Here is a 26,409-nt window from a genome sequence, read left to right as displayed (position 1 = left end):
TGTGAAAATTTCTTTCATGGATGCTTTTCTGCTTTTACAAGGAAAATAGCAGGTTATCTGAGGAGTAAAAAAATTCGAACAGATTCCTTTTTTAATAACAACTAAAAACATATAAAAAACAAAGCGATGAAGAAAAAACTCCAACTTTTGAGTCTATCTTGCCTACTTCTGGCAAGTTGTTTACAATCAGTCCAAAACGACCAGAAAAGCAATATGATTGAACATGATATAGATATTGCTTCACAACAAATCGGACACCAAGTAGAAGTTATCGAAAAATCCGGAAAAATTCTGAATCCTCGTACTATTATAAACGGAAAAGTCCAATACATTTCCAACGATGACTGGACCAGCGGATTTTTTCCCGGTACAATGTGGTATATGTATGAACTGACCAATGATGAAAAATGGAAAGAATATGGTATAAAATATACCGAAGCTCTTGACTCTATACAATATCTAAAATGGCACCATGATATAGGATTCATGATATATTGTAGCTTTGGAAATGCATATCGTTTTACCGGAAAACCCGAATACAAAGACATAATTATTGAAGCAGCCAAGTCACTTTCGACCCGATTCAGGCCTGTACCGGGAGTAATACAGTCGTGGGATGAAAACAGGGGCTGGCAAGGACAACGAGGCTGGATGTGCCCTGTCATCATCGACAATATGATGAATCTCGAATTACTTTTTGAAGCAAGTAAACTTAGCGGAGATTCTACTTTCCACAAAATTGCTGTAAGCCATGCCAATGCAACTTTGGCAAACCACTTTCGCCCAGACAATAGTTGCTACCATGTTATAGATTATGATAAAATAAAAGGTGGAGTAAGAAATAAACAAACGGCTCAAGGCTATGCCGATGAATCATCATGGGCCAGAGGACAAGCATGGGCTCTATATGGCTATACCGTCTGTTATCGCGAAACAAAAGACATGCGCTATCTCAAACAAGCTGAAAAAGTTTATAACTATTTGTTTACTCACAAAAATATGCCTGATGATTTAATCCCATATTGGGATTTCGATGCCCCTGATATTCCCAATGAACCTCGCGACGCATCGGCTGCAGCTATAACAGCCTCGGCACTCTATGAACTTTACACATATAATAATAACCCCGAGTACAAAAAAACAGCAGATAAAATCATATCCTCACTCTCAAGTCCTGCATATTTGGCTCTGGTAGGAACCAATGGTAACTTTGTCTTGATGCATTCAGTAGGGAGTATTCCCCATAACCAAGAAATAGACGTACCTTTAAACTACGCCGACTACTATTTTTTGGAAGCTTTAGCCCGAAAAATAAATTTAGAAAAGAAATAAATAATCCATCCGGTATTTATATTCTAAAATTTTCAAGAGCTTTTGTATCGTTCTCCAGACTTTGCAATACCCCAAATACCGGATGGATTATTTTAATTTAAAAGTATTACACATGAAAACATTTATTTATACATGTTGATAATAAAACCAATACTGCTAAATTAAAAAAATTTCATATTTTCCCTAAGAAGCTCTATCTGAATTTTGCCGGGTCAAATTTGTGAATTTCTTTCGTAGATGTTTTTATGAAGAAGATAGCGGACTATCTGACGAGGGAAAACAGGAAAAGAGACCGAAAGAAAACACAAAAATGTCCTGACAATACTTTTTATTGGGAAAGTCAATCGGCTCTAAAATTGTAACAGTAAACATATCAAAAACAAATATTTCCATAAAAATCAAACAAATGCTGAAACTGAGATAGTATAAAATCTGTTTTTTCTATAAAAAAATGCTATATTTGTCTATAGCTTGTAGAGATTACCTAAAATGGAATACCTATAAAAAATTGAAATAAACTGAAAATTTTATCTCATAGGCCGATTTACAATCAAAGTACTCTTACATTCATGACTTTGTATTATAAAATATGCATCTGTTTGATAACCTGCATCACCGCTTTTATTCCGGTGAAAGCAACTCAACTTGACATAGAATATTTCAGACTAAATAATCAACTACCCTCTACTTCTATCCAATGTATCACCCAAGATAAAGAAGGGCTTATCTGGTTCGGGACCAATGAATGGGCAGCATGGTATGACGGTTATACCCTTCAAAAATTATCAACTGCAGAATTACATAACAACCTATCTAAAAAGATATACTGTTTACAAAATGACAAATATGATAATATGTGGATAGGAACTGCTAACGGAGCTTACCGTTACAATAAAAAAAATGGATTAGTAGAACAATATCGCCCTGACCCGGACAATAAACTTGATAAAAGCAAAATTATATACAGTATTGCCCTTTCCCCTGACAAACAGATATATTTAGGCACTCGAAACGGAGTTTTCACCTATAATGAAAATAAAAATTCATTAGAACTTTTCCCGCTATTTGCCCACCATAAAGAATTTAATGAAGCAATCAAGAGCGAACGTATAGCCAAAAAAATATATTTCGATAAGATGGGGTTACTATGGATTGGGACAGAAGGGAATGGACTTGTCATGATAAATATAAAAGAACAATCCCAATCTCACTATAAGTTTGACCCCAATAATATAAACAGTATCCCCAGTAATTTTATCCAAAATATATATGAAGACAGATTCGGAAATCTATGGATTGCGACCAGTGAAGGATTTGCCCTATATAAAAGAGAGCAGGATTGTTTTGTAAGTTATCAGTCGACGGGAATAAAAAGGCTGGTAACCTCAGTCGTCGATGACGGAAACAAGTCCCTCATTATCGGTACAGATAATGGCATAGCTATATACGAACGTACTAAACATATTGTAGATTGGTTACAAAACAATCCTACAAATAATCTCAATAGCCTGCTTAGTAATAATGTAAGTACTTTATATAAAGACCGTTCTGGTGTCATCTGGATAGGAACCTCTAATGGTGTTTGTAAATTATCCGAAAAAGGAAATATCTATCTATTCAAAAATATACCGGGAGATGAACACTCCCTATCCCATAATACAATCCTCTTTATGCAAGCCGATAGCCATAGAAATGGAATATGGTTAGGTACCGGAGCTCAAGGAATAGATTTTTTTGATATGGATAATCAAATATTTTCCCATTACAATCTTCCCCCAATAAATAATAATCTTCCCCAATCCAATCGGAATCATATACTAACCGGATTATTGACGAAAGAGGGAAAGTTGATATTAGGCACTACATCGGCACTATTGAGCTTCGACCCTCAAAACAAAACATTTCAAACTCTGGCATTTCCTCCAGAGCATCAACCACTAAAAGAGGTATACGCTCTATGTGAGTCATCCGATGGAAATTTATGGATATCGGTTCTCGACAAAGGATTATATATGTACAATGCTAAACAAGATAAACTGACACATATACTTCTCAAAGAAACACCCGAAGATAAACCCGATATTTTTACGAATATCAAAATCATTGCCGAGGATGAAAATCATGATATTTGGATGGCATTTCATCAAGGAGGTATAGCCTGTTATAACACTCAATCAGGAAAAACAAAATTTTATACACAAGAAAATACTCATGGACTGTTACCGGACAATTTGATTTGGGGAATCCAAAACTTAAATCATAACAGATTAGGTATTGCTACAGCTTCAGGTATTACATTTTTCGATTTAAAAAACAGAAAATTTATCCTCGACAAAAAAATAAACAAAATTATCAATGGTGCTGTAACATCCATATTACAAGAAAAAAACGGAAAAATTTGGTTAGGCAGTGAACGCGGAATCTTTTCCGTCCTTCCCTCTCCCAATAATGATATTATCCGATATTCAGAAATGGACGGATTGCAAGGTAATATTTTCTTTTATCAAGTGAAAGCACAATTAGGTCCCTATCTATTTTTCGGAGGTGATAATGGATTCAATGTGATTGATACCCAAAAAAATATAAAATACACCTATATTCCCATTCCCGCTATTACATCCATCCGTAACGGGAATAAACTTTTCCGAATCCAAGAATTAGACTCTGAGAAAAATATACCTCTTCTGAAATTAACAACAGAAGACAAAGACTGCATTATCAATGTCTCAAACTTTTCCTATATCAAAGAATGGAGAAATCGATTCCAATATCAAATAATGCCTTACGACACAACCTGGTACTGGATAGACTTTGGAAAAAATTCAATTAAACTTCCTGCATTATCAAGCGGTAAATATACTCTATTGCTTCGAAGTTCAAATACTGAAGGAAAATGGAGCAATGAAAAAGAAGTTCTTAAAATTGACATAACATCTATCTGGACAACCATTGCCTTAGTGACATTATTATTAATCATCACTCTTTTGGCAACATTTTATCTACTAAATCTGAAATATCCTAAGTTTTATAAAAAATATAACAAGTTTAAAAACAAGAATACAACAAAAACATTAAAAACACCCCAACCCAATATCATACTTCCGAAACTACCGGATAATAAAACTCGGAAAATCATTGATGCACTAATTTCCTCTATGGAAAACGATCATATATATACTAATAAACGATTAAATAAAGCTCAACTGGCGACATTAATCAACCTATCTGAATCACAGCTTTCTCAGATATTAAAAGAATTTTTTGGAAAAGGATTTAATGACTTTGTAAACTATTACCGGGTAGAGGCTGTCAAAAGAAAATTACAAGCTCCCCAATACAGAGAATATACTCTTTTAGGCATAGGAGATGAATGCGGCTTTAACTCCAAAACATCATTTTACCGTGTATTTAAAGAAATGACCGGTATTACGCCCACCGAATATATTGAACAAATAAACAAAGACCGGAAACAAGAATAAGATAATAAATCCGGAAATATTGTTTATTTGATAAACAATATTTCCGGATTTATAAGAACCTGTCATTGTATCTCACATCAATCCGTTTATATAATCAAGCATCTCGGCCTCATGAGCCTCTATACTCTGTAATAATTTAAATTGAGCCAATGAACGTTGCCAATTATGCTCGGGGAATTTTATCTTATAATAGCAATCGCCATCGAGATAATCAGTCAGAAATCGAACAGTCTGCATATACGTCAACAACTTTGCTCCATAAGGCAAATTTTCGACTTCAACAGGTAACAAAAATGACTTTGCACTTTCAATATATCCCTTGGCAAAAGATTTGAATATATCCATATTCAAATTCACATTATCCAAATTTGCATCATCTTCTGCTCCTGTATTCCCCGCTGTACGAATAAAATCCCCAAAATCTGATAATACATACCCCGGCATCGTAGTATCCAAATCTATTACACATAAAACTTTGCCATTCTCATCAAAAAGCATATTATTGACCTTAGTATCACAATGCGTTATGCGCTTAGGCAATATGCCTTCTCTATGCAACCTCTCAGCCTTACACATTTCATCTGCACGCACCAATAACTCATCGACCAACCATTGCGCTTTCTCCAAACGTCCGGCCTTATTATCTTTTATTGATTTTTTAAACGTTTCCAAACGAAATTCCATATTATGGAACTTCGGTATAGTCTCACCCAATTGCTGAGGTATATCCACTAACATTGACTGAAAATCGCCAAATGCTTTTCCCGTATAATACGCAAACTCAGGATTGACGGTCTCAAAAGTTTTGGATTTAGGTATCAATACTGAAATTCTCCAATAGCTCTCCCCATCAAAATAATACATCTTGCCATCCTTTGCCGGAATAAACCGAAGAGCTTTACGTTTAATATCAGTCTCTCCCCTTTCTTGCAATTTTTTCCGGATATGTTCTGTTACATTCACAACATTTCTCTGAAGGAGATCGACATCTTTAAAAATAGAATGATTGATACGTTGTAAAACATAATCATCTGTATCGGATGAAACCGTTGCAACCCGGTATGTATCATTTATCAAACCGGCTCCCATAGGTTCAATCACATCAACCGTTCCATCAATACTAAAATGTGACACAATGTCGTGTAAATTATTCATGATATCAAGTATTTTATATATAATAATCTAAATAAATCGCAAAATAAGAATATTTCAGAGAATAATCAAAACAAACATTTAAAAAGAAATTTCAAATCTAAGAAAATTTGTTCATTCTAATCATTTTTTCTTTTTTACCAGCGACAATAGCAACAACTGCAATCAACAAATAAACAACCCAGATAATATTCAGAGCTGGAGGCACCTCCGTCCTACCATAAGAATGCAAACCTGACAAATAATAATTTACTCCAAAATATGTCATCCATACCGATAACATTACGACGACCGACATACAACTAAAAGCAAACGCAGAAGACAGAATCGGCAAAAAACGACTATGCAAAATAAATGCATAAATAATCAGTGTAATCAATGCCCAAGTTTCCTTAGGATCCCACCCCCAATAACGTCCCCATGATTCATTAGCCCATACAGCTCCTAAAAATATTCCGGCTGACAAAAGGGCTACTCCAATATATAATGACATCTCATTTATAATACGAAGTTCCCGAATACCGCCATTCCATAGCAACAAATTGTCTGATTTTCTGAAAGCCATCAGAATCAAGGATAAAAATCCTATCAGAAAACTCATCCCGAAAAAGCCATAACTGGCTGTAATAACCGCAACATGTATCATTAGCCAATATGATTTCAACACCGGAACCAAAGGGGTTATTTCAGGATCCATCCAATTTAAGTGCGCTACAAAAAGAATGACTCCCGCAAAAAACAAAGCTAAGGATAAAACAACTTGCGAACGTCTCAAAAATAACAATCCGGCAAACGCCGTAGACCACCCAATATATACCATCGACTCATATGCATTTGCCCAAGGAGCCTGCCCTGAGATATACCATCGTAAAGCAATACCAAAAGTCAATCCCCCAAAAGTTATACAAGCCAAAACTATCAATATTCTCAACACTGACTTCCATCGATATTGATTTAATATCCTATACAAGGATATTCCCAACAAAAGAAGTCCCAAACTTATAAACAAAAAAGCCGATACTTCAAAAATCTTTATTTTATTATATAACAGTTCGGCATGAATACGAGAATCTGATATCTGTATTGCTCCCCCTTTTGCCTTCTGATATATTTTAATCATTCCTATTATTTCCTTTGCTTTTCCCCATTCTCCAGACAACGCTGCCATATTGCTTTCTTCTGCAAACCAAGGTAAAACCTTTGCCACAAACAAAGAATCAGCCCCTGATAACACCCGTAAATCATCACCTGCTGAAAACCAATGGTTCCTCTCATCTGACACTCCGGGAAATAAAGGCAGCATTCTTCCCTGTTGCAACGAAAATATGATATTTATTTTTTCGTCCAATTTCAAAATATCTTTTTCCATCCGGGAACGTCCTTTCTCTGATTTGGAATAAGCAGCTTGGACCTTCTCTGCTAATTTATATTGTCCTGAAGCATCGAACGCATCAAAAAAAGCTATATAATTACCCGATGTTCCTAATAGTTGGTGTAACTCAAGAGATGTCTGTCGAATAAATGGAACCCGATTCCATATATCGGGCCGGAATATAATTCCTAAAAATACTTGTACAGCAGAATACCCATCGTAACTATCCGATTTGGAAATTTTACGCAGCACAACCCGTGCATAAGTATCTACAGGTTCAATCCTCCCTGATGGTGACTGTACCTGTAACTCTGCCCATGAACGACAGACAGCCTCCGGTAACACAAATTTATCGACCTCTGCCCTTACATTTTCCTCCGCTTTCAATACCGGCAAATTTGAAAAAAATAAGAATATGACAACAACCAAAAACTTATTCTTTGACAGTAGGCCCAATTGCCTACCTAACTCCCGAAACCGAGAATTACGTTCAAACATCATTCCCAAAATACCAATCAATAAAAACAAATAACCCAAATAAGAAACAAGTGTCCCAAATTGATCTTTATTTACAGACAATACAGAACCTTTTTCATCTCTATCATAAGAAGTTTGGTATAATCGGTATCCTTGTTCACTTACTACTCGATTCATATAAATAGTCTCTTCTTTACTCCCTTCTGGCGTTATAATCGTCAAATCACTTTCATAAGATGAGGGACTCTCTGAGCCCGGATAACGCACCAATCGAAAATCATTTAATATTATACTAAATGGGAGTTTCATGTATATTGCTCCATATGATAAATCTAATGATAAATTCTCTATTTCCAAACTAACCGGTTCTCCTACATTTCCAGCCCTACCGGGAACCTCTATAATTGTATCGCAAGCAGAAGTAACTACACGAAAATGGAGAATATCAACACCAGATATATCTTGATGTGTTCCCAATAGAGAAATACTAAAAAAATCATCGTCAAAAGTATGACATTCTGAAAAAGATGTTGAGAATAACGGATTTATATCCAATCGATGAAAAATACTAAAACTTCGTCCCGCACACACACCCTTACAATTCAAATAAGTGTCACGCGTCAACATCTCTCTTGTCATCTTGCCTTCCCTTAAATGGATACTACCCTCTATCCCGCTGATTGCCGTTATCCAAGCCCCCGCCAATATCCAGACAAAAGCCAGATGAAACAACAAAGTACCGTATTTTTTGCGTTGCCATAATTTAACGGTAAATGCTATGGACAAAAAATTGATTACCATTAACAATTGCAACAAATAGAACCAAGTACTATTATATACTGCTACTCGAGCCGAAACACTACCCCAACAGCTCTCTATCCAAGTAGCAACAGCCAACGATATTACATATAAAGACAGCAATACCGCCATTGTACGATAAGAAGAAAAAAAGAACTTTAAATAAGCACACAAACGGATAAAGATTTTCATGAAAAAATTATTTCTACAAATATAAAACAGTAATTATTAATAAGAAACCTTATCTACTGTTTTTTATTGATAGCTACGTAATACTTACATACAATCAAAATAAAAGATACAGCCTATTCTGTTGCACCCCCAATATCTTAATCTAAACTGTGTAGCAGCATCTCGGAAATACCAACACAAACCAAGTCTCTCACTATGTCCCCTTGTCTCCTCTCAAAAGGAAAAACAGCGACCTTCCCCAAAGCGACATGTCTCAGTAAAAAAGCTGTAATCCTACTCCTCTCCCTCTCTCGAGAGGAACAATAAATTTTTCAATAATATATAAATAAAATACAATTTTTATATTACACATCAAAGAGATTTTTCTAAAATAACTTCTCCATATAAGGTGTATATTACAATTTTTCCTGAAGAATAAATAGCAAAAGTCGGTAAACGTCCCTCTTTAGGCAAAGCTATCGAGCCAGGATTACAAATCATCCTATTCTTATCTATTCTCAGTTCCCATAAATGTGTATGTCCAAAAAGAAATATTCCTTCAGAAAATCCCTTCGGCAACTGATTTGGATTATAAATGTGACCATGAGTAGCGAATATACGATAATCATTATCCAATATCAATACATAATCTGACATACAAGGAAAATCAAGCACCATTTGATCTACTTCTGCCTCACAATTTCCTCTAACTGCTATTATCTCTGTAGAATATTGATTTAATAACTCGGCAACTCCCTTAGGATTATGTCCTTCTGGAAGAGGATTACGAGGCCCATGATAAAGAATATCACCTAAGATAATCAATCCGTCACACCCTAATCGTTCATATTGGTCTAAAGCTCTCTTTAATGCAATTTCCGACCCATGTATATCTGAAATTATCATATATGTCATTTCACCGCATTTTTTCATTGATAGGAATACTGAATTCTTTATTGGCAAAAAGTGATGCCAAACCTGAAATCTGTTTTAGTCGCAATAATTCATCCTTATCCATTCCGATATGTTTTTGTATCCAAGAATCCGTCATACCGGCCTGAGTCAGTTCCGATACAATTTCACACATCAATTCGATACTATGAGTTCCTCGTGCCCGATTATGTCGAATTGTCGAAGCCATACGGTTTGACAAATCTTTTTCTATAACCACAACCGGAAGCAAACCCTTTTCCCGTTCGTAAATCCTTTTAGACGTTTTGAGCACCGAATAACGATGGAATCCGTCCACCAATTCATACATATCTTCATCTGCAACATAATAACAAACGCAAGGCATTGTATAACCATCTTCCCAAATTGACAATTCCAACAATTTCATCTCTGGTGGTGGTACGATGTTCGGATTATAATTATTTGCTCTGACTTTTTCTACAGGAACTGCCTTTACATTATAAACAGGACTTATGAAAGACTTTTTCATATACTCGTTTTACAATATATCTTTATATTTCTCAAGTATTTTTTCTTTACGTTCCCGCTCGCTTTTATTCAATGCAAATCCCATATATTTGCAAGCGTGATCGTTCTTCAAAATACAAATACAAACTCTTTTAAATGTAGGTATCTCTCTAAACTCTGCAATATCTATATCATCCAAATACTCCATTCTTACAGGCTTTTTTGTGGTTTTATAATTTGTATCAGGCATGACAGTAATCTCGATTCCCGCATTCTTCAACTTCTGGATGGTTTCATCCGAAAGACAACCTCCTTTTCTACGCCAAAAATCAATACTGACAGATAACTTTTCAAGATAATTATTTCGTGTCGATTCAGGAAGCGTAGATAGTAGAAAATGCATATAACTCTCCCACGTATGACCTTCAGGTAACTTGACCGACTGCCAACCGACCGCAGATGTGCCCCCATATATACCTGAAAAGTTCACACCGTTAACTCGTCCGATCAATCGTCCCCAAGTATTAGGGTCTATCGCCCGATATAAATGCAGGCTCTCCTGCGCAGGAGAAATAAAAGGACTGGCAACGCGCTGACGATCTAAACTAATGCCCGCTTTATAATACAAATCATATAACCGATTATAATCCCAACCGAACTTTCCATTTGCAGTCCACACGTCTGTGGTTTGCCAATCATATATCGGATAAACGTTGAATATATTATCATATAGTTTTTTCGTCCACTTTAATCCCATAAATTTACTATAAACATTCTCTCGATAAATCGTACGCCATCGATTCAAACTTTCTTGGGTGCGAATACCTACCATACAGCACGTACGCCGTGCTTTCTTCCGCCTATGTAACCATTCACAAAATTTAAACTGAAACTCGTAATCCCACATGTCAGGATCATAAAAAGGAAAATCTTTTACAGAATAACATCCTTCAGGCATCCGACGTACCCATAAATCACGCATCGACTCCTCCCACGGACGCCAATATGTTTGGTACATAGAAGCACAAGTCGTTACCTTGAAAGGGACACATATCCTGTATACCTCCAATATATCTTTATTTTGAGATAACATCCTGTCGACATATTCTGTCGTCATTTTATACTGAGCTTCATAATCGAGATGCAATACCCCAATTTTACGATTCAGATTATGTGTACGAATATAATCTATACATAGATTCAATAATACGCCACTATCCTTTCCTCCTGAAAATGAAACATATATATTATCAAATTCTGCAAAAATATTTTCTAATCTTCTTTGTGTCAGTTCATAAACATTCTTACGCAGCGCCATAGCTCCACTCCATTTTTACATACTTTTTCCACTCTTTTATTGTATTGAAACCATTCTCCTCAAAAATTTTCACATGGGGAGTCTGTACAACTCCTTCCAATACATAATGAGCTCCTAAAGCTGCTTTTATCTCCTTCAAAAGATCAGATAACAAGTCCAGATTGTCACCTGCCACGTAATAATTATTCAATATGGCCTTTTCATCCCTTATTTCAACCGGAATAAAACCAATTGGTGTATTATCGCTCAAAGCAACATACCAAATAAAATTTTTTGATGTTTTAAATGGATAATTATTGTTATATCTAAGTACCCTCGGGTTCATCACCAGAGGGGCAACCAATTGATAAAGGCGGGTATCAAGCCCTTGGAGAGATTCTATCTTTATCATAATTAATACGAAAATAAAAAGTTATATTTTTACAGACTAATTATACTTATTTATTCACTTAATATGGAGACCATATATACTTATTTTTTAAAAGAATATAAGCCTGAAATTTGTCTTTTTTATTATATGAATACAAATATAATAACAAATTCTTTAAATCATAAAACGACATTCACTTTTTTATCTATTATACATAAGTCCTATATAGACTTAAAATATCATTAGATTTTAACATTTATCTCCTTTCTATGTATTATAAATTCGAATTTTAAAAATTTTGCAATACCTAAAATCAACACTTTAAAACATCTCTTTTTTATTTTTTTGGTAATCGCAAATTTAAAATTTAAATAATTATTTCTACCTGATTTATCTAATTTATATAACAAGAATAACAATAAATACACAAAATACCAACATATACAAGCAACTTCATTTATAAATAAATCCATAAAATTCAAATGTAATACAAATAACCTTTAAATTAATTTTGTCAATTTACCCTATTTTTATACATTCGCGGCTAATTTCATTACATTATATAATATATTATATTCGTTTTTTATTTCAAATAACAACTCTATGAAAATCAAAATATTAATTATCTTTTTCATCTCTTGTGTACTTTTAAATGCAACCATGACATATGCACAACAGGATTCTATGCATTTATCCCTATACCATACTCCTTTAATAAAAATAAATAATACTAAATGGGATAAGTTTAAATCCAGTAAATTTTATCAAACTACCTATATCAGCATACCGCTAATTGCTGGTGGATTGATACTTAAGAATGAAAGTAAGCCTTTCAGGACACTACGAAATGACTATATCCCGAATTTTCATTATAAATATGATGACATCCTTCAATATGCTCCGGCAATTGCCATGGTAGGGATGAAAATCGGAGGAATAAAAAGTCGGAACTCTTGGGGACGTATGTTAACAGCAGATGCCTTTTCTGCAGCATTGATGGCAATAAGTGTAAATGCAATAAAATATACGGCAAAAGTACAACGTCCTGACGGATCAAATTATAAATCATTTCCCTCAGGGCACACTGCTACTGCCTTTATGACGGCAACTATGTTGCATAAAGAATACGGGTTGACTATAAGTCCTTGGATTAGTGTCGCTGGTTATTCTGTAGCCGCAGCAACCGGAATATCAAGACAATTCAATAACCGACACTGGTTGTCTGACGTATTAGTCGGCGCGGGAATCGGTATTCTAACTACAGAATTGGGCTACCTGTTGGCAGATGTCATATTCAAAGATAAGGGAATAACTCGAGATTACCTTAAATTCAATCAAATAGACCCTTACCGCAAACCGTCCTTCTTTGGGCTGTATATGGGATTTGGACTTCTACCAAAGACCCTATCGCTCAGTAGTGCTCTAAAACTAAAAACCTCTACCGGAAGTCACGTAGGTTTGGAAGGTGCCTACTTTTTCAATCCATACATTGGAATAGGAGGTCGCTTAGCTGTATCTACGATTCCCGTTACCACAACAGGGAAAAAAGAAGATTTATGTGATCCGGTTGATATGAACTTAGGCCATATCGGGGCATACTTTTCCTATCCTATCAGCCGATGCTGGCAAATAGGTAGCAAACTATTAGGGGGGTATAATTTTTCAACTAAAAGTGTAATAGTTCCTGACGCAATATATGTCAAGAAAAGATTTCAGCCAGGAATGGGAACCGGAGCTTCAATATCGTACGTTGCTAAGCAGAATTTCGGTGTTCGTTTTTTCTTTGACTACTCGCTTTCGTCCGCTTCATTCAATCTCGAACCAAATAGCCAGCTGAATATTTCTGAAAAGCAAAGCATTCATAAACTATTACATATGATGACTATAGGAGCTTCGACCAATATCCTATTTTAGGAGAACCAACTTTTAGCCTTTCAAAAAATCTTCCCGAAATGGATTAAATGTATCTATCAATATTCCAGATTCGAGACATACGACACCATGTTCCGTATCAGGTGACACATAAAAGCTGTCTCCTGCAATCAAAATCTGCTTTTCATCTCCTATCTTCACTTCGAAACGCCCTGACACAACGTAACTGGCCTGTGTATGAATATGTCGATGTGGTGTTCCGATTGCTCCTTTTTCAAACTCAACCTTTACCATCATCAAATTTTCATTATAGGCCATAATCTGCCGGCGTACTCCTTCTCCTGCGTTTTCCCAAGGAGTCTCACACTCACGAATATACACATCACTTACTTTTACCATATACTATAGAGAATTTAGATTTAGCTCAAACATCAATTTTCCAGAAACAAATATAAGAAATATTATTTTTTCTTTATCACAATCTCATTTTGTAACTCTATTGTAACATCTTTTTTATTCCTTTGCAGCGAACATTAAAAAAAGTATAATAACAGATTCAATTAGCCGACCTACTTTTATGGAAACATTTTACCTTTTTATTGTTATTTTCCTTTTCATCCTGGCGATATTCGATTTAGTCGTCGGAGTCAGCAACGATGCTGTCAATTTCTTGAACTCGGCTCTTGGTGCCAAAGCAGCTCCTACCCGGCTAATTCTCGGCATTGCAGCTCTCGGTATCTTTGTCGGAGCAGCTTTATCAAATGGAATGATGGATATTGCACGCCATGGAATTTATCAACCGGAGCATTTCTACTTTTCAGAAATTATGTGTATTCTTCTAGCTGTTATGCTTACCGATGTTGTACTTCTTGATGTATTCAATTCATTAGGTATGCCTACTTCGACAACCGTATCGATGGTATTTGAACTCTTAGGTGGAACTTTCGCCCTTTCAATCATTAAAATTATCGGTGACCATACTCTCAATTTCGGAGACTTACTAAACACAGACAAAGCACTCTCCGTCATTTTAGCTATTTTCGTCTCTGTTGCCATTGCATTCTTTTTTGGTACTATCGTACAATATATTTCACGTATCATTTTTTCATTCAACTATAAAAAAACATCAAAATACTTTGCTGGCATATTCGGAGGACTTGCAACTACAGCAATTATCTATTTTATCTTAATCAAAGGGATAAAAGATACCCCCTTCTTACCTGATAATTATAAAAACTGGATAAACGAAAACACCTCATTTCTCGTATCTTGTTGTATAATCGGCTTTACTATACTGATGCAATTTTTTTATTGGTTACGTATAAATGTTTTCAAAATAGTCGTACTTCTTGGAACATTTGCATTAGCTCTTGCTTTTGCCGGAAATGATTTAGTTAATTTTATCGGAGTTCCCTTAGCCGGATTTTCATCATACATGGATATAACGTCCCAACCCGGAACGGTCAATCCCGATACATATCTTATGACCTCCTTAATGGGTTCGGCAAAAACTCCTTGGTATTTTCTCATAGCTTCAGGGACAATTATGGTTATCGCGCTATTTACTTCTCGAAAAGCCCAAAATGTTGTAAAAACATCCCTTGACCTATCACGACAAGAAGAAGGAGAAGAGGCTTTCGGTACATCACCCGTAGCCCGAGTTATTGTCAGGGTATCAAGTAATATGGCTTCTTCGATACAGAATGTCATTCCTACAAAAGCGAAACAATGGATCGATTCCCGTTTTAATCAGGATGAAGTCATCCTAAAGGAAGGTGCTGCATTCGACCTGATACGAGCATCCGTAAACCTTGTATTAGGAAGCCTTCTAATTGCATTAGGAACCTCGCTAAAATTACCATTATCAACTACTTATGTCGCTTTTATGGTCGCTATGGGTACATCTCTTGCCGATAGAGCTTGGGGTCGTGAAAGTGCTGTATACCGTATTACAGGTGTACTTTCTGTCATAGGTGGCTGGTTCATTACAGCCGGAGCAGCATTTTTTATTTGCTTCTTCGTCACACTTATCATCCATTACGGAGGATTCGTCGCAATTATTATCCTTATCGCCTTAGCCATATTCCTGCTTATCCGAAGTCAATTTGCTTTCAACAAAAAACTAGCTCAACAGAAAGGTAATCCTACCGTTACAAAACTAATGTCAACTCACGATACAGATGAGGCGCTTACCTTGCTAAGGAAACATACTCGAGAAGAGCTGTCCGGAATACTCGATACAGCGGCTAATACTTTCGACCATACAGTAACAGCATTTATGTCTGAGAGTTATAGAGGACTTCGTAAAACAATGAACCGAATAGATGATGAAAAAATACATCTGAAACAAGTAAAACGCATCGGGACTTTAGGAGTAGCACACCTCGACAACAACACAGCTATAGAAAAAGGACTTTATTATTATCAGGGAAATGATTTTATCAGCGAGATTATCTATAGCATCGGACGCATATGCGAACCTTGTCTCGAACATACTGATAACAACTTCAATCCTCTACACAGCGATCAAAAAGAAGAGTTTACACATATAGCTTCCGGCATTACAGCTCTTCTACAAGACTGTAAAAAAATAATAGAAGAGAATGACTATTCCCGATTCGATGATTTTATCAAGACAGCAAACTCTCTCATCAATAGCTTGTCCCAGCTAAAACGATCAGAACTTAGACGTATACAAGGACAAAAAGGCAGTCTGAAAGTAAGTATGGTCTACCTTACCATGATACAAGAAGCCCAGAATGTCGTAGCGTATACTATAAATCTGATAAAGGTAAGCCGTAAGTTTCAGGACATAACAAACCCCGTCGAATAAAAACATTTTACAATTGCAATCTCAAATAAGCCCGGTCATCGAACGAATCGTTCATCCGGGCTACACCTTTTGTTGAAAGATATTCCTCGATACATAACGGATCACGTTCCAATATATCGAACAAGACTTTTTCTGTCTCTCGCAAATCATCGCACAAAACAGGATACCCGTCTGAAGCCAAAACAATTTGCGCACATTTTGGAACACTAATCACCCTCACCTTTGAAAGTAACACCGGAAAACCATCTAAAACCGGATAAGTATATAAAGAATCGACTTCTGAATTTTGCCAAATAACTTGCTTCTTCAACAAAGGAAGAATATACTCCCGGCCAACATCTTTCTTTTGTAATTCTTCAATCGTTTTCCCCCTCAGAAGCTCCGTCCTATTTACATAAGAACGTACCTCCGAAAAAATTCGGTCCACCAATTTTTCATTTTTATACGTAATGCCATTTATACGACATTGACAATCTCCAATAAGCCATACTTCATTATAACAAACACTAAAAATTGCAGCAGAAGCTGAAAATCTATTTTCTGGATGCTGACACACATCATCCTCCAAACCATATTTTATATAGCAAGAACGTATCTTTTCAGTAATCAATTCCGTTACCATTTTCAAAGGACAATCATATGGTAAATCTATAATAGACTGCTTTATCAACTCTGCCGCCCAAAAGCCGGGAGTCAGGTTCAGAATATTCATAGGAGTCTTACTCGTTGCCCCATCAATGACTGCACAATAATAAGGTGTGATAACAATCCTATCTTCACAAGATATAACTTCTGATTTTCCTTTTACAAAACTTTCTACGACTACATAATTACCCATATACCTAACGATCTTTTAACCGGAAGATATAAAAAAAGAGTGAATTTCCATAATCAAAATCCACTCTTTTTTCATTAAATATTATCTACTGTGCTTGCTCTATCATTTGTGGAGATGCTGTTATATAAATTTCTACACGCCGATTTTGGGCTCGCCCTTCAGGGGTAGCATTACTTGCTACCGGATCATTCCATCCGAAACCTTTCACAGAAACCCTGCTCGACTTCACTCCATCACTCATCAAGTAATTTGCTACAGATTCGGCACGCTGTAAAGATAAACGTTCATTCAATTGCTGGCTACCTGTATTATCCGTATATCCAAATACTTGAATATTGGTCTCCGGGTTTTGAATCAAATTTTGAGCCAGCTGATTCAAATCTTGTTTTGAAGTTGCATTCAATTGACTCGAATTGATAGCAAACAAAATACCGTTCTCAAAAGTAACTTTTATTGCCTGCAAATTATTACTGTCTTTTACTTTTTCAATCTGAGCATTTTTTAGCTGTTCTTCCAGCTCTGCCTGCTGTTTGTCCATTTTACGCCCGACAAGAGCTCCAGCTCCCGAACCGACTGCAGCACCGACCAAAGAACCTATCCAAGCCCCTTTACCGCCTCCGGCAATAGCGCCTATCCCGGCACCCAAGGCTGCCCCCGAACCACCTCCGATGGCAGCTCCTTGTCCGGTTTTACTCATACCTTGCCAAGCCGAGCATCCGCTCGTCAACATCATCGATACGCAAAGCAATGCTACCACACCTGCTTTTATTTCTTTATGCCATGTCTTCATAACTATTCAATCTTTAAATAATAATATTCTGACATGTAGAACATCCGTTATATGATAAATGTTTTCAAAACCGAAATAAATTTTTATCCAATATCATTGCTCCTCATACCAAACACTGCAAATCAATAATAATTTACCGCAAATAGTCTTTTTGAGAGCATAAGCAAACATTCGATAAAAAAGCGAAATTTCATGTAGCGAAAATAAAAAAATAGAGGTACCGGTAAAGCTGAATCTGTTTATCAATTCCATCATTTCACAATTAAGCTCACCTTCCAACACATAAGCATATAGTAATTACTATCAATATGTTATGGCATAAAACGCCTTTTTAAATAACAAAATAACAGTAAGTAAAAGACCACCAAACGCCATTTAATACTATCACCATCTAAATAACAATATAATTTTTCAAATCTATTCATTTTTACGTTTAATGGCATCCTTTTTCTATAGAAAAAATTATTACTTTAAGTATGTACAGAAATTCAGAACTATGATTTCTATCTATTTTTACCTTTACATGGGGTAATAAAAAGGAAAATATGAACAGAAATAGCCTATATATAGACATGTTTTTCCACAATAAGCCACTACTTTTGCACAAATTATTGGTAATCATTATGAAAAAGTTTCTATTCATTTTTTTCCTTCTTTCTTTGTCAGTTGCCGAAGGATATGCCCAAAAGATTTTGACACTAAAAGAATGTCTCGAAATAAGTATTGAGAACAATCTGTCTTTGGAAAGCAAACGCAAGGAAATGCGAAAAAGTAAATACGGGATTTCCGAAAACCGAGCAAAGCTGTTACCCCAAATCAATGGGTTCGCTAATTACAATGACAATATAGATCCACCAGTATCCGTTACCGACGGGTCCGCCTATGGGAACCCGTATAATATCACCCACACCTTACGATTCAACGCCAATGCCGGTTTGCAGTTACAAATGCCCCTTTACAACCAAACACTGTATACTACCGTATCCATTACCAAAGTTATGGATGAGATAAGCCGTCTTTCTTACGAGAAAGCACGGGAAGACCTTATTCTAGAGATATGCAAAATGTACTATCTGGGACAAACTACTGCAGAACAAATCTCATTGATAAAAGCCAATATTATCCGGTTGGAAGAATTGAAAGACATCACCATGGCTTTCCATGACAACGGAATGGCTATGGAAGTGGATGTAAAGCGTGTAAACATCAATCTGGATAATCTGAAAGTACAATACGACAACGTCCGAGCAATGCAAGAACAGCAACTGAACATGCTGAAATATATCATGGACTATCCTGCTGACGAGCAGATAGCCTTAGTTCCTGTAAACTCCGAAAACATTACTCCTGTTGCACTGACCGGACTCTCCGAAAACTTGTACGAACTCCAACTGCTACAATCACAAGAAGCAATGGCAGTAAAACAAAAAAAGATGATTGGTTACGGTTATATTCCTTCTCTAAACCTGACTGCTAACTGGATGTTTTCCGCCTATACTGACAAGGCTTATCATTGGTTTCATTCCGGACCGTCCAGTCGTTGGTTTCGTTCTTATGGCCTGGGTGTATCACTGCGCATCCCAATATTCGACGGGCTGGATAAACGTTACAAAAACCAGAAAGCCGCAATAGATATTGAAAACATAAAACTGGCACAAGAAAATACCCGCAAGAACCTGCAAACTCAATATTTGAACGCCACCAACGACCTGATGAACAACCAGCGTAATTTTAAAAAGCAGAAAGACAACTATCTGCTTGCCGAAGATGTATATACGGTTACGATGGAACGTTACCGCGAAGGGATCGCCTCTATGACCGAAGTGCTACAAGACGAGATGCAAATGAGCGAAGCACAAAACAATTACATCAATGCCCACTACAATTATCGAGTAACAACTCTGTTACTACTGAAACTGACGGGACAAATAGATTCATTAGTCAAATAACAAGTTAATCAAGTTACCACATGGAAACAATAGAAAAAAAGAAGGTATCGAACACACATCAGAAAAAAGCCAAGAAACTTCGTAAACTACATCGCTGGCGAATTGCTGTCAGTTTGATGGGAGCAGCAATCGTCGTTTGGGGAGTAATAGAGGTTGCTTGCCTTTTCCTTGACTACAAACGAACAGAGGTCAGCAATGACGCACAGATAGAACAGTACATTTCTCCTATTAATCTGCGTGCATCGGGTTATATCAAAAAGATTTATTTTACCGAGCATCAGGAAGTACACAAAGGCGATACATTACTTGTACTGGATGACCGCGAATATAAAATACGTGTGATGGAAGCTGAAGCCGCACTAAAAGATGCACAAGCCGGCGCCACTGTAATCGGTGCTACACTACAAACCACGCAGACCACCGCCTCCGTATACGATGCCTCCATCTCTGAAATAGAAATCCGTCTCGCCAAATTGGAGAAAGACCGTCAACGTTACCAAAATCTGGTACAAAGAAATGCGGCTACTCCTATACAGCTTGAACAAATAGAGACGGAATACGAAGCTACCCGCAAAAAGCTGGAAGCGACTAAACGTCAACAAAAGGCGGCCTTGTCTGGAGTAAATGAAGTATCACACCGTCGCGAAAGCACGGAAGCTGCCATTCAACGGGCAACAGCTGCTCTGGATATGGCTCTTTTGAATCTCTCCTATACCGTAGTAGTGGCTCCCTGTGACGGGAAATTAGGACGTCGAGCATTGGAAGAAGGGCAGTTCATTACAGCCGGACAAACTATTACCTATATTCTGCCCGATACAAAAAAATGGATTGTCGCTAACTACAAAGAAACGCAAGTGGAGAATCTACATATAGGACAAAAGGTGTCCATTACCGTAGATGCTATCAGCAACAAAGTATTTACGGGAACTATTACCGCCATTTCAGGTGCCACCGGTTCTAAATATTCATTAGTTCCTACCGACAATTCAGCCGGGAACTTCGTCAAGATACAACAACGTATCCCGGTACGAATCGACTTTACCAATCTGCCTAAAGAAGATAATGAAAAACTCGCGGCCGGCATGATGGTAATAGTGAAAGCACAACTCTGATTTTCAACTACTAATCATTAAGGAAATGCCCTCATACCCTAAAAACTACCCTTTCTATAACTGGGTTCCCAAACCGATAGGTATCATTATCTTATTAATGTTTTTCCTGCCCATCCTTACGGTAGGCGGAACCTACTCTGCCAACGGTACGGAAATGATGAGCAGCTTGGGTATTATATCCGAACATATCCAGTTTGTCAACTTTGCCACATCTATAGGCATGGCGGCATTCTGTCCTTTCCTGTACCGATTGGTATGCATCCGCAGGGAAAAAATGATGTGTATCGTCGGGTTCTCACTCATGTACATTTTCAGTTACATTTGTGCCAAGACAGACAGCATATTCCTATTGGCATTGTGCAGCTTACTCATGGGATTCCTGCGTATGGTGCTAATGATGGTCAATTTGTTTACCCTCATCAAATATGCCGGCCATGTAGAAGCAACCGAAAAGATTACTCCCGGCAATGAACCTACCACCGGTGAAGGCTGGGATAAACTGGATATTGAACGAAGTGCTGCACAACCTGCCATTTACTTATTTTTTATGGTATTGGGGCAATTGGGCACATCACTGACTGCATGGCTTACCTACGAATACGAATGGCAATACGTTTATTACTTCATGATGGGGTTGCTGTTACTTTGTATCCTTATTTCGTTCATCACAATGCCCTATCATAAGTATGCTACTCGTCGTTTTCCTATCAACTTCAAGCAGTTTAGTAATGTCTCCATCTTCTGTTTCATACTGATGTGTATTACCTATGTACTGACCTACGGCAAGGTTCTTGACTGGTATGACGACCCTACTATCCGATGGGCAACGGTTGGAGCTGTGGTTGCAAGCCTCCTATTTGTCTACATAGAGGTAACTCTACGCAATCCCTATTATCTGTTTGACGTACTCAAACTGCGTACTATTCGTTTCGGTCTTCTGTTCTACTTTCTGCTAATGGTACTGAATTCCAGTTCACTGTTTGTCAATGTATTTACGGGTATAGGAATGAAGCTGGACAACTATCAAAACGCAACACTTGGCAACTGGTCTATGTTAGGTTACTTTATCGGTGGCATCGCGACAATTTGGCTTAGTGTAAAAGGGGTACACTTTAAATACCTCTTTGCCGCCGGATTCTTGTTTTTAGGACTATCCGCCATGTTCATGTATTTCGAGGTACAAAGTGCCGGTTTATACGAACGGATGAAATACCCCATCATTATACGCTCCACGGGTATGATGTTCCTATACTCACTGATACCGACTTTTGCGACCCAACGTATGCCTTATAAATTCCTATCTTCTTGGATTTGCACAATGCTCACCATACGTATGGTACTTGCTCCCGGCATCGGAACAGCTTTATATAGTAACGTATTGCAAGAACGGCAACAATACTACATTACCCGTTATGTACAAAATGTAGATATGATGCATTCTGAAGCATCCACCTCGTTTACGCAAACAGTACAAGGAATGCAGCACCAAGGGAAAAGCAAACAAGAAGCCATCAACATGGCAACCATGTCTACTAAAGGACGTATTCAGGTACAGGCTACCCTATCGGCAGTTAAGGAAATGGCTGGCTGGACGTTGTATGCTTGCCTTTTTTGCATGGTATTAGTTGTAATACTGCCTTATCCCAAACGAAAATTATCAACCTAACACTTGAATCATAATGGTCATGAATACTAAGCAAGAACGTTTGTCTCGTCTTAACAGTGCTTTATTAAACAAACAACAGATTTGCAGTTCGGAAGGAGTTCTCTGCGCTTTCCCGTCCGCCTTAGAAAGCCCGTTTATGATAGACGGGGTAGGACTGGTAATTTGTCGACAAGGGACTTTTTCTTTCGTTCTTAAACAAAAATCATTTTTCGCTAAAACTGGTGACACACTCTTTCTCCCGAAAGATTCCTTGTTTCAAGTACTTCATGCATCCAATGACGTGGAAATAGTCATCTTCATTTATCAAACTGATCCTATACGGGATATTATGGGAAATTCGGTAGTATCCATGAACCTGTATTCACATTTGGCTACAGAACCATGCTATGTATGGAATACCGGAGAAGAAGAAGAGATTCTAAAATATCTTATATTGCTGGACAATACGCTGAAAATAGAAAAGAACACATTCAGCTTATACGAACAAAAACTGCTTCTGCTGGCATTGACATACAGACTTTGTTCGATTTATACTCGCAAACTTATTGCAGAAAAAGCCTCCATAGGCCACAAACATGATATATTTATCCGCTTGATTCAGTTAATAGAGCAACACTATACAAAAGAACGAGGAGTAGACTTTTATGCAGACAAATTGTGTCTGTCACCCAAATATCTTTCGACTCTGTCTAAGTCTATCTGCGGATATACAGTACAAGAATTGGTATTCAAATCCATTATCCGCAAAAGCATTTCATTACTCAAAAACACCCAGAAGAATGTGCAAGAAATTTCTGACTTCTTCAACTTCCCGAATGCATCTTATTTCGGCACTTTCTTCAAAAAACAGACAGGGATGTCGCCACAGCAGTACCGCAAAAAGTAAGGAAACATCACGTATTTATATTTCCCGGAATTGGCACTACTTTGTGAAGAAACCCAGAGGCGTATTCTCCAAATAGCTTTGCTGACACCGGCACTCCGATACCCAATAGACTGAAGACCTCAAACCATTGCAACACTAACCCCCAAAGCCATCCAAGCCCTTTTATTGCCTCTGACTATAGTTCTATCTCGGCACTCAAGACTGCCCCGAACCAGCACTGATAGCAACTTTTTGCCCAGGTCCTATTATACCTTGCCAAGACGAACACACTCATCGATACACAAAGCAATGCTACTGCATCTATCTATCTTTATTTCTTTACGCCATGTCTTCATTTTTATTCAATTTTTAAATAACAATATTCTGACACGTAGAATATAATATCTACCACGAGATAAAGGTTTTCAGAACCGAAATAAATTCTTATCCATTTTATATCATTGCTCCTTACACAAAATATTGTACTCCGATAATAGTTATTCTAATTTAATCTGCATATATTATAAACATTCTTTATTGTTAGAGGGTTATAATACTATATAAAAAACAAAATAAAATGAAAATGACAAGACTCTTGAGAAAAATGCTGTTACTCCTATTTTTGGGAGGTACGTCTGTATTATCATATGGACAGCAAAATGAAATGATAATTATAACACAGCAACCGTTGCCCTACGGATATAACGAACTCGAACCGATTATTAGTGCAGAAACTCTGATACTGCACTATGGGAAACATCTAAAAAGCTATATCGATAATGTAAACAAAATAATAAAAGACGATACCGAGAAATACGGGACAAACCTTGAAAGTATTGTGAAAAATTCTACCGGTAAATTATATAACAATGCCGCTCAAGCATGGAACCACAACTTCTATTTTGATACATTCTCTCCCAAAGACAAAGCACAACACAAACCTTCTGGGAATTTAGCAGAAGCCATCGATCATCAATGGGGAAATTTCGACCGATTCAAAAAATCATTCGCTCAGGTGGCCAACGATATATTCGGCTCCGGATGGGTATGGCTGGTTAAAAAAAATAATGGCTCTCTTGAAATTTTAGGAGAAAGTAATGCCGGAAATATATTAAAAGACGAAGACGTAACTCCATTATTAGGCATAGATGTCTGGGAACATGCCTATTACATAGACTATCAAAACCGAAGGGCCGAACACATAAATGCTCTATGGGACATTATTGATTGGAAAAAAGTAGAAGAAAGATATAATGCTGCCCTAAATAACGGAAAATAAAAAAAACTCCGAATCACACAATCCGGAGTCTTTCATATCTAAAATAAACAAATATTATTTCTTGTTTTGCATATGTTTTCCATAACGGCTCATAAACTTATCTACACGACCGGCAGTATCCACCAATTTTTGTTTTCCTGTAAAGAAAGGATGAGAAGAACTAGTAATTTCAAGCTTTACCAACGGATAAGTAACTCCGTCAATTTCTATTGTGTCTTTAGCAGCTATGGTTGAACGAGAAATAAACATGTCATCGTTTGACATATCTTTAAATACGACCGGACGATAATTGTCGGGATGAATACCTTTTTTCATTGTTATACTTTCTTTTAATTTTATCAGTTATAAATCACGTTGGTAGCGTGTAAACTTCTGTAATGGCTCGCAAATGTACACATTACTTTTGACATGGCAAAAGAAATCAAAGATTTTTATAAAACCATAAAAACAGAGCTTCTCTCTATACCCTATAATATAACGGGTTGATTATCTTTTTATATGAATCTATATCATATATTTAACAGAAAAAGAATTAAATTTGTAATCCTAAAAAAAGAAAATAATGTTCAGTATATTCAGTAAAAAAGCAAAACAGGCAACAATGCCTTATACTACCGATTTGCATTCTCATATATTACCCGGTATCGACGATGGATCTCAAAATGTCGAAACTTCATTAAAGTTAGTAGACCAGATGCAACAATGGGGGATTACCAAAATAGTGACGACTCCTCACGTCACCGAAGAAACATTTGAAAATACACAGGAAACCATCGAAGCTGCATACAACGAATTAAAAACCCATTTAAGCAATGATGCTCCTGAAATTATATTTTCTGCAGAATACCGCATGGATGAGAATTTCATGAAACATTTGAAAAATAATACCCTCATCCCTTTACCAAACAACTATCTGCTTATCGAAAATTCATTTGTTCAGCCTTTCTGGGATTTAAAAAATCTCATTTTTGAACTCCAACTCAAAGGCTTCAAACCTATACTGGCGCATCCCGAACGTTATACTTATTATTATGAACAAAAAAGAATATATACCGATTTGATACATCTGGGATGCCTTTTCCAAATAAACTGGCTCTCTATCGCCGGATATTATGGCAAAGATACAAAGGCTATTGCTCATTGGATGATTGACAATGGTTATGTCGATTTTATGGGAACTGACTTGCACAATATGCACCATGCTGAAGCCATTACCGAATATCTAAATAGTAAAGATTACCAAAAAGTCATCCGCAAATTAAATCTTAAAAACGAGCTTCTTTAAAATCTGTATTTTTCATTCGTTATGTTTATTGT

General features: G+C 36.8%; 20 protein-coding genes. 10 read left to right on the top strand and 10 right to left on the bottom strand.

Going from position 1 to position 26,409, the window contains the following annotated elements:
• Positions 1 to 126: 126 nt before the first annotated feature.
• Positions 127 to 1,332: a glycoside hydrolase family 88 protein gene (locus Cop2CBH44_RS14990; protein WP_021930990.1), complete on the top strand. Its 1,206-nt coding sequence runs from the start codon at positions 127 to 129 to the stop codon at positions 1,330 to 1,332.
• A 599-nt stretch (positions 1,333 to 1,931) separates the two neighbouring features.
• On the top strand, positions 1,932 to 4,811 hold the full coding sequence (locus Cop2CBH44_RS14985) for a two-component regulator propeller domain-containing protein (protein ID WP_021930991.1): 2,880 nt from the start codon (positions 1,932 to 1,934) through the stop codon (positions 4,809 to 4,811).
• 72 nt (positions 4,812 to 4,883) lie between these two features.
• Here the strand turns inward: Cop2CBH44_RS14985 and Cop2CBH44_RS14980 are convergent, their stop codons facing one another.
• From Cop2CBH44_RS14980 to Cop2CBH44_RS14955, 6 genes are all read right to left on the bottom strand, one after another.
• A complete protein-coding gene (locus Cop2CBH44_RS14980) occupies positions 4,884 to 5,966 on the bottom strand; it encodes a phosphotransferase enzyme family protein (RefSeq protein WP_021930992.1) in 1,083 nt (360 codons plus the stop codon).
• Between the two features lie 97 nt (positions 5,967 to 6,063).
• On the bottom strand, positions 6,064 to 8,802 hold the full coding sequence (locus Cop2CBH44_RS14975; RefSeq protein WP_200755129.1) for a cytochrome c biogenesis protein: 2,739 nt from the start codon (positions 8,800 to 8,802) through the stop codon (positions 6,064 to 6,066).
• A 351-nt stretch (positions 8,803 to 9,153) separates the two neighbouring features.
• Complete coding sequence (yfcE, locus tag Cop2CBH44_RS14970) at positions 9,154 to 9,696, bottom strand: phosphodiesterase (protein WP_021930994.1); 543 nt, start codon at positions 9,694 to 9,696, stop codon at positions 9,154 to 9,156.
• Between the two features lies 1 nt (position 9,697).
• A complete protein-coding gene (locus Cop2CBH44_RS14965; protein ID WP_021930995.1) occupies positions 9,698 to 10,222 on the bottom strand; it encodes an IbrB-like domain-containing protein in 525 nt (174 codons plus the stop codon).
• A 9-nt stretch (positions 10,223 to 10,231) separates the two neighbouring features.
• Positions 10,232 to 11,518 carry a DUF3440 domain-containing protein gene (locus Cop2CBH44_RS14960; RefSeq protein WP_200755128.1) on the bottom strand — a complete coding sequence of 429 codons (1,287 nt, stop codon included), beginning with the start codon at positions 11,516 to 11,518 and terminating at the stop codon, positions 10,232 to 10,234.
• Positions 11,505 to 11,909 (bottom strand): hypothetical protein, encoded by a 405-nt coding sequence (locus tag Cop2CBH44_RS14955; protein ID WP_021930997.1) that lies wholly within the window; start codon positions 11,907 to 11,909, stop codon positions 11,505 to 11,507. Before Cop2CBH44_RS14955 ends, Cop2CBH44_RS14960 begins: the two co-directional genes overlap by 14 nt.
• Positions 11,910 to 12,491: 582 nt before the next feature.
• Between Cop2CBH44_RS14955 and Cop2CBH44_RS14950 the strand changes: the two genes are divergently transcribed.
• Complete coding sequence (locus Cop2CBH44_RS14950) at positions 12,492 to 13,802, top strand: phosphatase PAP2 family protein (protein ID WP_021931000.1); 1,311 nt, start codon at positions 12,492 to 12,494, stop codon at positions 13,800 to 13,802.
• 12 nt (positions 13,803 to 13,814) lie between these two features.
• Here the strand turns inward: Cop2CBH44_RS14950 and Cop2CBH44_RS14945 are convergent, their stop codons facing one another.
• Positions 13,815 to 14,159, bottom strand: coding sequence for a cupin domain-containing protein (locus tag Cop2CBH44_RS14945; protein WP_021931001.1), 345 nt, complete (start codon positions 14,157 to 14,159; stop codon positions 13,815 to 13,817).
• Between the two features lie 178 nt (positions 14,160 to 14,337).
• Here Cop2CBH44_RS14945 and Cop2CBH44_RS14940 point away from each other — a divergent pair, with 178 nt between their 5' ends.
• Complete coding sequence (locus tag Cop2CBH44_RS14940; protein WP_200755127.1) at positions 14,338 to 16,593, top strand: inorganic phosphate transporter; 2,256 nt, start codon at positions 14,338 to 14,340, stop codon at positions 16,591 to 16,593.
• 7 nt (positions 16,594 to 16,600) lie between these two features.
• On the opposite strand, the gene Cop2CBH44_RS14935 is transcribed toward Cop2CBH44_RS14940, so the two are convergent.
• Both Cop2CBH44_RS14935 and Cop2CBH44_RS14930 read right to left on the bottom strand, forming a co-directional pair.
• Entirely contained in the window at positions 16,601 to 17,431 is an 831-nt protein-coding gene (locus Cop2CBH44_RS14935) for a hypothetical protein (protein WP_200755126.1), read from the bottom strand.
• Positions 17,432 to 17,516: 85 nt separating this feature from the next.
• The gene (locus Cop2CBH44_RS14930) at positions 17,517 to 18,221 is read right to left on the bottom strand and encodes a YiaD family glycine zipper/OmpA-like lipoprotein (RefSeq protein WP_021931004.1); all 705 of its coding nucleotides are present in this window, start codon (positions 18,219 to 18,221) and stop codon (positions 17,517 to 17,519) included.
• A gap of 623 nt (positions 18,222 to 18,844) precedes the next feature.
• Here Cop2CBH44_RS14930 and Cop2CBH44_RS14925 point away from each other — a divergent pair.
• The 5 genes from Cop2CBH44_RS14925 (at position 18,845) to Cop2CBH44_RS14905 (ending at position 25,092) form a co-directional block, all read left to right on the top strand.
• Positions 18,845 to 20,170 carry a TolC family protein gene (locus Cop2CBH44_RS14925; protein WP_200755125.1) on the top strand — a complete coding sequence of 442 codons (1,326 nt, stop codon included), beginning with the start codon at positions 18,845 to 18,847 and terminating at the stop codon, positions 20,168 to 20,170.
• Between the two features lie 20 nt (positions 20,171 to 20,190).
• A complete protein-coding gene (locus Cop2CBH44_RS14920) occupies positions 20,191 to 21,282 on the top strand; it encodes an HlyD family secretion protein (RefSeq protein WP_021931006.1) in 1,092 nt (363 codons plus the stop codon).
• A gap of 25 nt (positions 21,283 to 21,307) precedes the next feature.
• Positions 21,308 to 22,948, top strand: a complete 1,641-nt coding sequence (locus Cop2CBH44_RS14915) for an efflux MFS transporter permease (protein ID WP_021931007.1) — start codon at positions 21,308 to 21,310, stop codon at positions 22,946 to 22,948.
• Positions 22,949 to 22,967: 19 nt separating this feature from the next.
• Entirely contained in the window at positions 22,968 to 23,834 is an 867-nt protein-coding gene (locus Cop2CBH44_RS14910; RefSeq protein ID WP_200755124.1) for a helix-turn-helix domain-containing protein, read from the top strand.
• A gap of 556 nt (positions 23,835 to 24,390) precedes the next feature.
• Entirely contained in the window at positions 24,391 to 25,092 is a 702-nt protein-coding gene (locus Cop2CBH44_RS14905) for a superoxide dismutase (RefSeq protein WP_270568904.1), read from the top strand.
• Positions 25,093 to 25,146: 54 nt separating this feature from the next.
• On the opposite strand, the gene Cop2CBH44_RS14900 is transcribed toward Cop2CBH44_RS14905, so the two are convergent.
• Positions 25,147 to 25,407 (bottom strand): type B 50S ribosomal protein L31, encoded by a 261-nt coding sequence (locus tag Cop2CBH44_RS14900; RefSeq protein WP_021931010.1) that lies wholly within the window; start codon positions 25,405 to 25,407, stop codon positions 25,147 to 25,149.
• 247 nt (positions 25,408 to 25,654) lie between these two features.
• Between Cop2CBH44_RS14900 and Cop2CBH44_RS14895 the strand changes: the two genes are divergently transcribed.
• Complete coding sequence (locus tag Cop2CBH44_RS14895; protein ID WP_021931011.1) at positions 25,655 to 26,377, top strand: tyrosine-protein phosphatase; 723 nt, start codon at positions 25,655 to 25,657, stop codon at positions 26,375 to 26,377.
• Positions 26,378 to 26,409 lie beyond the last annotated feature (32 nt).

The sequence above is a fragment of the Coprobacter secundus subsp. similis genome (assembly GCF_015097275.1).
GTDB lineage: Bacteria > Bacteroidota > Bacteroidia > Bacteroidales > Coprobacteraceae > Coprobacter > Coprobacter secundus.
Note: the sequence above shows the minus strand (reverse complement) of the source record. Positions and strands in the feature narration are given on the sequence as shown.